This is a genomic window from Vibrio qinghaiensis (genome assembly GCF_002257545.1).
GTDB lineage: Bacteria > Pseudomonadota > Gammaproteobacteria > Enterobacterales > Vibrionaceae > Vibrio > Vibrio ordalii.
Window position 1 is genome coordinate 2,388,299 of the sequence record NZ_CP022741.1, and the last position, 11,626, is coordinate 2,399,924.

At 46.8% G+C, this 11,626-nt stretch carries 7 protein-coding genes; 4 read left to right on the forward strand and 3 right to left on the reverse strand.

The features are described from left to right. Nucleotides 1-1,101, reverse strand: coding sequence for an LPS export ABC transporter permease LptF (gene lptF, locus CCZ37_RS11045; RefSeq protein WP_094500530.1), 1,101 nt, complete (start codon nt 1,099-1,101; stop codon nt 1-3). Between the two features lie 189 nt (nt 1,102-1,290). On the opposite strand from lptF, the gene pepA reads away from it, so the two are divergent. The 3 genes from pepA (at nt 1,291) to CCZ37_RS11060 (ending at nt 6,272) form a co-directional block, all read left to right on the forward strand. After that, complete coding sequence (gene pepA / locus CCZ37_RS11050) at nt 1,291-2,799, forward strand: leucyl aminopeptidase (protein WP_094500531.1); 1,509 nt, start codon at nt 1,291-1,293, stop codon at nt 2,797-2,799. 67 nt (nt 2,800-2,866) lie between these two features. Beyond that, entirely contained in the window at nt 2,867-3,316 is a 450-nt protein-coding gene (locus CCZ37_RS11055; RefSeq protein WP_017043380.1) for a DNA polymerase III subunit chi, read from the forward strand. A gap of 94 nt (nt 3,317-3,410) precedes the next feature. Then, a complete protein-coding gene (locus CCZ37_RS11060; RefSeq protein WP_094500532.1) occupies nt 3,411-6,272 on the forward strand; it encodes a valine--tRNA ligase in 2,862 nt (953 codons plus the stop codon). A 101-nt stretch (nt 6,273-6,373) separates the two neighbouring features. On the opposite strand, the gene CCZ37_RS11065 is transcribed toward CCZ37_RS11060, so the two are convergent. Next, nucleotides 6,374-7,111, reverse strand: a complete 738-nt coding sequence (locus tag CCZ37_RS11065) for an RluA family pseudouridine synthase (protein ID WP_010318839.1) — start codon at nt 7,109-7,111, stop codon at nt 6,374-6,376. Nucleotides 7,112-7,359: 248 nt separating this feature from the next. On the opposite strand from CCZ37_RS11065, the gene CCZ37_RS11070 reads away from it, so the two are divergent. Beyond that, a complete protein-coding gene (locus CCZ37_RS11070; RefSeq protein WP_094146855.1) occupies nt 7,360-8,631 on the forward strand; it encodes an NRAMP family divalent metal transporter in 1,272 nt (423 codons plus the stop codon). A 77-nt stretch (nt 8,632-8,708) separates the two neighbouring features. On the opposite strand, the gene rapA is transcribed toward CCZ37_RS11070, so the two are convergent. Beyond that, nucleotides 8,709-11,618, reverse strand: coding sequence for an RNA polymerase-associated protein RapA (rapA, locus tag CCZ37_RS11075; RefSeq protein ID WP_013855992.1), 2,910 nt, complete (start codon nt 11,616-11,618; stop codon nt 8,709-8,711). Between the last annotated feature and the right edge of the window lie 8 nt (nt 11,619-11,626).

Genomic DNA, 11,626 nt, shown 5'->3' on the forward strand with positions numbered 1-11,626 from the left:
TTATGCTGCCTTCTTTTGTCTTAGTTTATCTTTGAAGCGCCGCACTGGCACACTGTCCATGATATTCACTGAAATCGCCGCCAAAAGTAACGCAGCATTGATTGGCCACATACCGATCACCGTAGCAAGTGAGCCATCTTCAATGGCGGACTTGGTTGCGCTGATGGCCATAAAATAGGCCAAATAAATTAAGATTGCTGGTCCCATTTTCGCAAAGCGTCCTTGTCGAGGGTTAACCGCCGACAAAGGGACCACCAGCATGGTGAGTAACGGAATACAAATCACCAGAGAAATTCGCCATTGCAACTCAGCTTTCGCTCTTCGATCCGGGTTGGAAAGCAGATTTGATGTCGGTAACGCCTCCCAATCACGTCCTTTGGGTTTAACTTCACGCTGGCCAATTAAACCTTCGTATTCGTCAAATTTTGTGATCATATAATCAACGCGTATTGGCACGCCTTCATAGCGAATCCCGTCATACATGGTGATCATCTGACGGCCATCACTGAGCTCTTTAACATCGCCAGAATTAGAGAACATCACACTCGGGAGTATCGAATCCTTTGGCGCAAGCTGTGCAACAAACACATTATGCAGTTTTTTGTTTTCAATATTTTCGATGAAAACTACCGAGGAACCATCCGGTGTGCGTTGAAATTGTCCTTTCTGTAGCAAATCAACACTATTTTCTGCTGCGAGCTGCTCCATTAATTGTGCTTCTTTGTCTTGGCTCCAAGGCGCCAACCAGAATGCGTTAAATGCTGCAGCACCTGAAGTGATCAAAGCCAAATAGAGTGCAGCACGGATCAAAAATTTATTGCCGATACCAGTGGCATTCATCACCGTAATTTCGCTTTCTGCGTACAAACGCCCAAAAGTCAGTAAGATGCCGATATACAAACTCAAAGGCAGCATTAATAACCCCATTGCGGGCATATTTAAACTCACAATAGATAAGATCATTCGTGCCGGAATGTCACCATCGGAAGCTTCAGCCAAAACGCGAATAAATCGTTGGCTAAGAAACACGAGAAACAGTACGAAAAAGATCGCAAATTGGCTCTTGAGTGTCTCGCGGATCAAATATCTAACAATAATCACGCTGAAATTACCTATACAAAACTTGTTTTTTTGATTGAATCACTATAATTTCCCGTTGAACCTTTTATTTTTAAAATTTTCACTAACTGTTAGGCGTTCAATTAAAAGTAGATCCAAACTCGGATTCAACCACTAAGAGCGCATTATCTAACATTTAGTTCTATTTGTCTTCAGGATGTAGGAGTACGCATGGAGTTCAGTGTAAAAAGTGGCAGTCCAGAGAAACAACGTAGCGCATGTATCGTTGTTGGAGTGTTCGAACCACGCCGCCTTTCTCCAGTAGCAGAGCAGCTTGATAAAATCAGCGACGGCTATATTAGTTCACTACTTCGCCGTGGTGATCTCGAGGGTAAACCCGGCCAGATGCTACTGCTGCATCAAGTCCCTGGTGTTCTGTCTGAACGCGTTTTACTGGTAGGTTGTGGTAAAGAGCGCGAATTAGGCGAACGTCAGTACAAAGAAATCATTCAAAAAACCATCAGCACACTGAACGAAACGGGTTCAATGGAAGCCGTATGTTTTCTGACTGAACTACACGTTAAAGGCCGCGATACTTATTGGAAAGTACGCCAAGCGGTTGAAGCAACGAAAGATGGCTTGTACACCTTTGATCAATTCAAGAGCGTTAAACCAGAGACTCGCCGCCCACTGCGCAAACTTGTCTTTAACGTACCGACTCGCCGCGAGCTTAACTTAGGTGAGCGCGCGATTACACACGGCCTTGCGATTGCATCCGGTGTGAAAGCGTCGAAAGATCTCGGCAATATGCCACCCAACATTGCCAACCCAGCTTATCTTGCATCTCAAGCGCGCCGCTTAGCGGACGACTATGAGAGCGTCACCACCAAAATCATTGGTGAAGAAGAGATGGAAAAGTTGGGCATGACCTCTTACCTCGCTGTCGGTCGTGGCTCAAAAAATGAGTCGATGATGTCGGTCATTGAGTACAAAGGCAACCCAGTTCCAGATGCAAAACCCATTGTGTTGGTGGGTAAAGGCCTAACGTTTGATTCCGGCGGTATTTCATTAAAACCAGGCGAAGGCATGGATGAAATGAAGTATGACATGTGCGGTGCGGCGTCAGTCTTTGGCGCAATGAAAGCATTGGCTAAATTGAAATTGCCATTAAATGTCGTGGGTATCTTAGCCGGCTGTGAAAACATGCCAGGCAGCAATGCCTATCGCCCTGGTGACATTCTCACGACTATGTCTGGCCAAACGGTTGAAGTACTCAATACCGATGCCGAAGGTCGCTTAGTGCTATGTGATGCACTCACTTACGTTGAGCGTTTTGAACCCGATTGCGTGGTAGATGTGGCGACACTAACTGGCGCTTGTGTGATTGCATTAGGTCACCACATCAGTGGCGTGATTTCAAACCACAACCCATTGGCGCATGAATTGGTTAATGCTTCCGAACAAGCAAGCGATCGCGCATGGCGTCTACCAATGGCCGACGAGTACCATGAGCAGCTAAAGAGCCCATTTGCTGATATGGCAAATATCGGTGGTCGCCCTGGTGGTACGATTACCGCTGGCTGCTTCTTATCTAAATTTGCTAAGAAATATAACTGGGCGCATTTGGATATTGCAGGCACGGCATGGAAGTCAGGTGCAGCAAAAGGATCAACAGGTCGTCCCGTCTCATTGCTCGTCCAGTTCTTATTGAACCGCAGCGGCCAAGAGTCTGAGGAATAACCTCAAAATGTGAAAAGGGCCGCAAGGCCCTTTTTTGTTGATGAGCGATTAGATAGTAGGTGACAACATGCAGCGAGCCACCTTTTACATTGTGAACGAAGAAAGCCCTCAAGCAACGCTGGCAGGCTTTGAGCAATATGTCCTATTTCTGGCTCATCACTTCGCCAAACAAGGGGCAAAAATTTATCTGCATTGTGATGATAAAACTCACGCTGAACAGTTTGCCGAACATTTATGGCAAGTGCCTGCAGAACAGTTTGTCGCGCACAATCTGGTGGGTGAAGGCCCGAAATACTCTACTCATATCGAGATTGGCTACCCCAACGTCAAACCCAATTGGAATCGTCAACTGGTAATAAATGTGGCGGATAATCATACAACCTTTGCGAACGCCTTTGCTGAGGTGGTAGACTTCGTCCCCTGCGAAGAAAAAGCAAAGCAACGAGCACGCGAAAGGTATAAAATCTACCGTCAAGCTGGCTACCAATTGCAAACAATCGAGATCCAACATCCATAGGTCAAACCTTATAGTTAAGGCGATCTTTAACAAGATCCTTCACTTATGAAGTTTGACTAAGATTAACCATTCACAGTATCCATTTAAGAGCACTATGGAAAAGACATATAACCCAACAGCAATCGAACAAGCTCTGTATCAGACTTGGGAAGAGAACGGCTACTTTAAGCCTCACGGTGATACATCAAAAGAAGCGTACAGCATCATGATCCCACCGCCGAACGTCACTGGTAGCCTTCATATGGGTCACGCATTCCAAGACACCATTATGGATACTTTGATCCGCTGCGAACGCATGAAAGGCAAAAATACCTTATGGCAAGTGGGTACAGACCACGCAGGTATTGCTACCCAAATGGTGGTTGAACGTAAAATTGCCGCAGAAGAAGGCAAAACCAAACACGATTACGGTCGTGATGCCTTCATCGACAAAATTTGGGGATGGAAAGGCGAATCAGGTGGCACCATCACTAAACAGCTTCGCCGCCTTGGCGCATCGGTAGACTGGGATCGTGAACGCTTCACTATGGATGCAGGCCTATCCAATGCCGTTCAAGAAGTGTTTGTTCGCCTTTACCAAGAAGATTTACTCTACCGTGGTAAACGTCTTGTGAACTGGGATCCAAAACTGCACACTGCAATTTCTGATCTAGAAGTAGAAAACAAAGACGTCAAAGGTCACATATGGCACTTCCGTTATCCACTGGCTGACGGCGTAAAAACAGCAGATGGTAAAGACTACATCGTTGTCGCCACGACTCGTCCTGAAACCATGCTGGGTGACACTGGTGTAGCGGTTAACCCTGAAGATCCACGCTACCAAGCTCTGATCGGTAAAGAGATCATGCTGCCAATCGTCAATCGTCGCATTTCTATCGTGGGCGATGAGCACGCAGACATGGAAAAAGGCACAGGTTGTGTGAAGATAACCCCTGCTCACGACTTCAATGACTATGAAGTCGGTAAGCGCCACCAACTGCCGATGATCAACATTTTCACCTTTGATGCCAATATTCGTGACGCCGCCGAAGTGTTCAACACCAATGGTGAACCAAGTGACGCTTACAGCAGCGATCTACCTGCTAAGTACCAAGGCATGGAGCGCTTTGCGGCACGTAAAGCCATCGTAGCTGAATTTGAAGCTCTCGGCCTGCTTGAAGAAATCAAAGATCACGACCTCACCATTCCTTACGGTGACCGTGGTGGTGTGGTTATCGAACCGATGCTGACCGACCAATGGTATGTACGCACAGCGCCACTAGCGGAAGTCGCAACCAAAGCCGTTGAAGATGGCGAGATTCAATTTGTGCCTAAGCAGTACGAAAACATGTACTTCTCATGGATGCGTGACGTGCAAGATTGGTGTATCTCACGCCAACTTTGGTGGGGTCATCGTATTCCTGCTTGGTATGACAACGACGGCAACGTTTATGTCGGCCGTAGCGAAGAAGAAGTGCGCGAACAAAACAACCTAGCCCCAGTGGTGGTACTGCGCCAAGATGATGATGTATTGGACACTTGGTTCTCCTCTGCTCTTTGGACTTTTGGTACACAAGGCTGGCCAGAAAATACTGAGGCACTAAAAACATTCCACCCGTCTGACGTTCTTGTTACTGGTTTTGACATCATCTTCTTCTGGGTTGCACGCATGATCATGATGACCATGCACTTCTGTAAAGATGAGAATGGCAAACCACAAGTGCCATTTAAAACTGTTTATGTCACAGGCCTTATCCGTGATGAAAACGGCGACAAAATGTCAAAATCTAAAGGCAACGTGCTTGATCCTATCGACATGATCGATGGTATTGATCTTGAATCTCTGGTTGAAAAGCGTTGTGGCAACATGATGCAGCCACAGCTTGCAGCCAAGATCGAGAAAAATACACGTAAAACCTTTGAAAATGGTATCGAACCTTATGGAACCGACGCACTGCGTTTCACGCTAGCAGCGATGGCTTCAACCGGTCGTGATATCAACTGGGACATGAAACGCCTAGAAGGTTACCGCAACTTCTGTAACAAACTCTGGAACGCGAGCCGTTACGTGTTGATGAATACCGAAGATCTCGATTGTGGCTTCAACGCAGGTAGCGAGCTTGAGTATTCGTTAGCCGATAAATGGATCGAATCTCAATTTGAATTGACGGCTAAAGAGTTCAACAACCATATCAACAACTTCCGTTTAGATATGGCGGCAAATACCCTTTACGAATTCATCTGGAACCAATTCTGCGACTGGTACTTAGAGCTGACTAAACCCGTATTATGGAAAGGCAGTGAAGCGCAGCAACGTGCAACACGCCGTACATTAATTACGGTATTAGAGAAAACATTACGCCTCGCGCACCCAGTGATCCCGTATATCACTGAAACTATTTGGCAAAGCATTAAGCCATTAGTGGACGGCGTTGAAGGGGATACCATCATGCTGCAAGCGCTGCCTCAGTACGATGAAGCGAACTTCAACCAAGCGGCGCTGGATGATATCGAATGGGTGAAAGCCTTTATTACTAGCATTCGCAACCTACGTGCCGAGTACGATATCAACCCAGGTAAACCTCTTAACGTGATGCTAAAAGCCGCCAACAAGCAAGAAGTGGCACGTTTAGAAGCGAACAAAGCGGTACTGTTGTCACTGGCTAAACTGGAGGCTCTACGCGTTCTTGAAGAGGGTGAAGAGACTCCCGCTTGTGCAACGGCGCTGGTTGGTCAATCTGAACTGATGATCCCAATGGCTGGTTTGATTGATAAAGATGCAGAGCTAGAGCGCTTAGCAAAAGAGATTGCTAAAACTCAAGGTGAAATCAAACGCATTGAAGGCAAACTCAATAACCAAGGGTTCGTCGCTAAAGCACCCGAAGCCGTTGTCGCTATCGAGCGTCAAAAGCTGAATGGCTATCAAGATACCTTGGTTAAACTGGAAGAACAGAAAGCGACCATAGTCGCGCTATAATCGCGATTGCGTTACCATTAAAAAGGTCGGTGTGAAAATACCGACCTTTTTTATTTATTCACGCCATCAGCAGATGTGAATTTTGTACCCTTTACATCACACTAAGGTCGGGGCAACGTTTTGTAATCTGGTAATTTTCGCTCAGGATCAAAGTGTTGCAAAATTTGCTCTTGTGCTTCGGGATAAAAATCACAGCCGACAAAAATATTGCGCAGCCAATGACTCTTTGGGTGATAAAAACTGAGCTCTGCGGCATGCAATGCTAAACGATCGGAAAAATCTTGCGCTTCTTGCGGGGCATAAAACTCATCACCCACAATCGGATACCCCAAAGCTTGCATGTGCACACGTAATTGATGCGAACGGCCAGTCACAGGAAAAAGACGTACAATTGTCGTTTTTTCTTCTCTTTTCGCTACTTGATATAAAGTTTTTGATGGTTTCCCATCTTCAAAGCAGACTTTCTGTTTAGGCCGATTTGGCCAATCGCAAATCAGGGGTAATTCAACCGCCCCCTCGTCAAGTTCCATTACGCCCCACACGCGAGCGTAATAAATTTTATGCGTTAAACGGTATTGAAACTGCTTTTTCAATGCCCCTTCCGCGTATTTATTTTTTGCCAGCACCATCAAGCCAGAAGTCGACATATCCAAACGATGCACAACTTGGATCTCTGGATATTGCTCAGCCAAACGACTCCACATACTGTCGTGATGCTCAGGCAAGCGTCCTGGAACCGACAGCAGACCTGAAGGTTTATTCACCGCGAGAATCTGATCATCTTCATAGACAATATCAATCCAAGGATCTGTGGGCGGCGTGTATTCAAGCATAGCCATCGAAAGTTTCTCCTAAAAAAATCGGCGCATTATAACAACCTCTCCGCCAAGCCAATAGAGAAGAGTCATCTTAGTTTCGTTAAATCACGAAATCGTCAGTAGGTCAGCCTTGCTTAGAAACATCACTTAAAATGTCACTTAAAATTGACAGATTAACTGGGTGTGATATTGATTGATGAGCTTGACATTAAAGTCAGCTTCAAAAGCAAAAATTATAAATAACACAACATCAAGTCTAAGGAACAAGAATGGAACACAGCGTCCCTTATCAATCGGCCAAACGTTTAACCCTGCCACAACTGCTTCGTTCACTCGGGCCGGGCATTATGATGGCCGCCGCCGCCGTCGGCGGCTCTCATCTCGTCGCATCAACTCAAGCAGGTGCAATTTATGGCTGGCAACTCGCAGGCCTCATTTTGCTGGTCAACTTATTAAAATACCCCTTTTTTAAGGCTGGCATTCAATACACCATGGGGACAGGCAAAAGTTTAGTACAAGGCTATGCTCATCTCGGGCGTGCTTACTTATGGGTTTTTGCCCTCTTAAGCGTGGTATCGGCCATTATAAACACCGCCGCGTTACTGCTGTTTAGCGCCAGCTTACTGGCCTATTTTGTCCCTTTTGAGCTAGGCAATATTGTTCTTTCCGTGATTGTGCTGACCACTTGTTTGCTGATCCTTTTTGCAGGCCACTTTCGCGCGCTCGACTCACTTTCTAAAATGATTATGGCAGTACTGACAATCGCCACCTTACTCGCCGTGGTGATTGCCGTCGCAACCCCAGCACAGATAGTGGTAGAAACCATTTCGCCTTCACCTTGGACACTCGCCGCGATTGGTTTTTTGGTAGTAACTATGGGCTGGATGCCCGCACCCATTGAGATTTCGAGCATCACTTCGGTGTGGCTAAAACGTCAATGCCAAGAGCAGCAAGTGACGCCGCAATCCGCGCTATTTGATTTCAATGTGGGCTATATCGGTACTGCAATCTTGGCGATTGTATTTTTGGCGCTTGGTGCCTTAGTACTACACGGGACAGGCGTTGAGCTCTCGAAATCTGGCGTCGGCTTTTCGCATCAATTGGTCGGATTGTACGCTTCAACCATAGGTGAGTGGTCACGTTATTTAATTGCAGTGATCGCCTTTTTCTGTATTTTTGGTAGCACCATCACCGTTATTGATGGCTATTCACGAGTGATTGCAGAATCACAACGTCTTTTGCAAAACAAAGAGAGCCAAAGCCCACGTTGCTACCAAGCTTGGGTAATCGTGGTATCGGCTTTAGCGCTGGCCATCATTGCCTTTTGGGCTTCAGCACTGATGCCAATGCTGAATTTTGCGATGATCATGGCATTTATGACCACGCCAATTTTTGCGCTGCTCAACTATATTCTAGTGACTAAGACGCCTCTGCCTGCCGAATTAGCGGTAGGGAAAAAACTCAAAGCGCTGTCTATCGTAGGGCTTGTTTATCTGTTTGGCTTTTTGGCGCTGTTTATTTGGTGGAAGTGGCTTATGTAACAGCAGACAAAACAAAGGCCTTATCGAAAAAGGCCTTTGTTATTTTTAATGTACGCCACAAGGGCCAATTAAAGGGATCAGTTATGCGTCACAACGATTAAACGCAACGAATCCAGTTGGAATTGCGCTTTACCGATGTAACCACTTAACTCGTTAATCTGCTCTTCAATCGCGCTGATCTCTTCATCACGAATGTTCGGGTTGACTGCTTTAAGCGCCAATAAGCGCTCCAGTTCACCGTTTAAGCTCGACTGCATCTCTTTCTGCGCTTGTTCACGAATCGCTTCAACACGGCTCACAACTTGGCTTTCACTGGCAGCAATTAAGCTATGCACATCATTTTGTACCGACGTAACGAGCTTGCTGGCCAAATGACGATTCACTGGGCTTAATTGGCGGTTGAAGCTTTCAAACTCAACTTGAGCAGAGAGATCATTACCACGCGCATCCATCATCAAACGGATTGGTGTTTGAGGTAGGAAGCGGCTGATACCACTGCGTTTTGGCGCTTGTGCATCCACCACATAGATCAACTCAAGCAGCAAAGTCCCAACAGGCAGAGCTTTATTTTTCAGCAGAGAAACCGCCGATGTTCCCACGCCTTCGCTCATCAGTAGGTCGATCCCGCCTTGAATCATCGGGTGTTCCCAACTGATGAAATTCATATCTTCACGCGATAATGCCGTATCACGATCAAAAGTGATGGTCGCTCCTTCATACGGCAAACCGGGGTAGCTTGGCACCATCATGTGCTCTGATGGTGTGACCACCAGCGCGTTTTCACCCCGATCATCTTGGTTTAAACCGATCGCATCAAATAAGCTCAAAGCGAAAGTAACCAAGTTAGTATCGCCATCCGTTGATGCTATACTTTCGACGATTTTCAATGCTTTTTCGCCACCGTTTGAATGCATTTCAAGCAGTCGGTCACGCCCTTGTTCAAGCTGAGCCTTCAACGTTTTGTTGAGCGTTGCTGACTGTTCAATGATCTCATCCAACGTATCGATATTTCCCGAAGCCAGCATGTCAATCAGATCATCGGCATATTTATCATACACAGCGCGGCCTGTTGGGCAGGTTTCAGCAAATGCATTCAAGCCTTCATCAAACCAACGCGCCAAAATCGCTTGCGATGTGCCTTTAAGGTACGGCACATGGATATCGATATCACGGTGTTGACCAATACGATCCAAACGGCCAATGCGTTGCTCTAAAAGATCTGGGTTAAACGGCAGATCAAACATCACCAACTGGTTAGCAAATTGGAAGTTACGCCCTTCAGAGCCGATTTCACTACAGATCAATACTTGCGCGCCACCCTCTTCTTGTGCGAAATAAGCGGCGGCTTTATCACGTTCTAAAATCGACATACCTTCATGAAAAACGGTGGCGCGAATGCCTTCACGCTCACGCAGTGCTTGCTCCAGTTGTAACGCGGTGCTAGCGCGAGAAGCGATCACTAAAATCTTTTCGCTGCGTTTCTCTTTCACTTTTTCAAGCAGCCAGTTAACGCGAGAATCAAACTGCCACCAGCTTGCATCATCGCCTTCAAACTCTTGGAAAATCTCTTCGGGGTAGAGCATTTTCATCGCGCGAGCCTGAGCACTGAGCTTACCGCCGATCATGCCAGCCACTCGCATCGAGGTCGTGTATTGCGCGGGGATTTCCATCGGCATCAAGTGCACATTACGCACAGGGAATCCTTTAATCGCAGCGCGGGTGTTTCTAAACAGCACGCGGCCTGTGCCATGGCGATCCATCAGATTATCAATCAGCTCTTGGCGAGCAGAGGCTTTGCTCTCTTCATCGGCATCGCTTTCAATAATGCGAAACAGCGGCTCAACATCTTGCTCTGAAAGTAGCTCAGTGATTTGGTTTTTGGCTTCGTTTTGCAACTTCTCACCCGAAAACAGGGCACTGACTGAATCGGCTACGGGCGCATATTGCTCTTCTTCTTCAACGAACGCCTCGTAATCGTAAAAACGATCGGGATCGAGCAAACGCAAACGCGCAAAGTGGCTTTCACGGCCCAATTGCTCCGGCGTTGCCGTTAGCAGCAATACCGCTGGGGTATTTTGCGCTAGCCCTTCGACCACTTGGTATTCGCGGCTTGGTTTATCTTGGCTCCATTCTAGATGGTGCGCTTCATCCACCACCAATAGATCCCACTCCGCCTCAAGTGCTTGTTCAAAACGTTGACGACTTTTACGCAGAAAATCGAGCGAACAAAGCACATATTGCTGAGTATCAAAAGGGTTGTGTGCTTCAGCGAACGCTTCAACACAGCGCTCCTCATCAAAAATGGAGAAATGAAGATTAAAGCGACGCATCATCTCCACCAACCATTGGTGCTGCAAGGTTTCCGGCACCACAATTAAAATACGTTCCGCGCGGCCAGAAAGCACTTGTTGATGAATGATCATCCCCGCTTCAATGGTTTTACCTAACCCCACTTCATCGGCTAATAACACGCGGGGCGCATGGCGACGGCCAACCTCATGTGCGATATAAAGCTGATGAGGAATCAGGCCCGCGCGCATGCCACATAAACCACGCATTGGGCTTTTGTGTTGTTGATATTGGTTAGTGAGGGCGCGATAACGCAACACAAAATTATCCATGCGATCAATTTGACCTGCGAACAATTTATCTTGCGGTTTGTTGAAACGGATTTGGTGACTTAAGAAAATTTCACGTAGCGCCACGCCGCTTTCATCGTTGTCTTCGCGCGTACCGAGATAAGTGAGTAGTCCTTGTTCTTCAACAACTTGCTCAACGCGTAGCGACCAGCCTTCTTGGCTTTCAACCACATCGCCGCTATTGAACGTCACTCGTGTTACCGGGGCGTCACTGCGTGCATAAACGCGGTTTTCTTCTGATGCAGCAAACATCAAGGTCACAGTACGCGCATCAAGCGCTACCACAGTACCTAAACCAAGATCACTTTCTGTATCGCTTATCCAGCGTTGCCCCAAAGCAAAACTCATGAATCGAC

What these genes read in the sequence shown, in the direction of transcription:
- pepA (WP_094500531.1), top strand. Translation starts at nt 1,291, where the DNA reads ATGGAGTTCAGTGTAAAAAGTGGCAGTCCAGAGAAACAACGTAGCGCA.
- CCZ37_RS11055 (WP_017043380.1), top strand. Translation starts at nt 2,867, where the DNA reads ATGCAGCGAGCCACCTTTTACATTGTGAACGAAGAAAGCCCTCAAGCA.
- CCZ37_RS11060 (WP_094500532.1), top strand. Translation starts at nt 3,411, where the DNA reads ATGGAAAAGACATATAACCCAACAGCAATCGAACAAGCTCTGTATCAG.
- CCZ37_RS11065 (WP_010318839.1), bottom strand. Translation starts at nt 7,111, where the DNA reads ATGGCTATGCTTGAATACACGCCGCCCACAGATCCTTGGATTGATATT.
- CCZ37_RS11070 (WP_094146855.1), top strand. Translation starts at nt 7,360, where the DNA reads ATGGAACACAGCGTCCCTTATCAATCGGCCAAACGTTTAACCCTGCCA.
- rapA (WP_013855992.1), bottom strand. Translation starts at nt 11,618, where the DNA reads ATGAGTTTTGCTTTGGGGCAACGCTGGATAAGCGATACAGAAAGTGAT.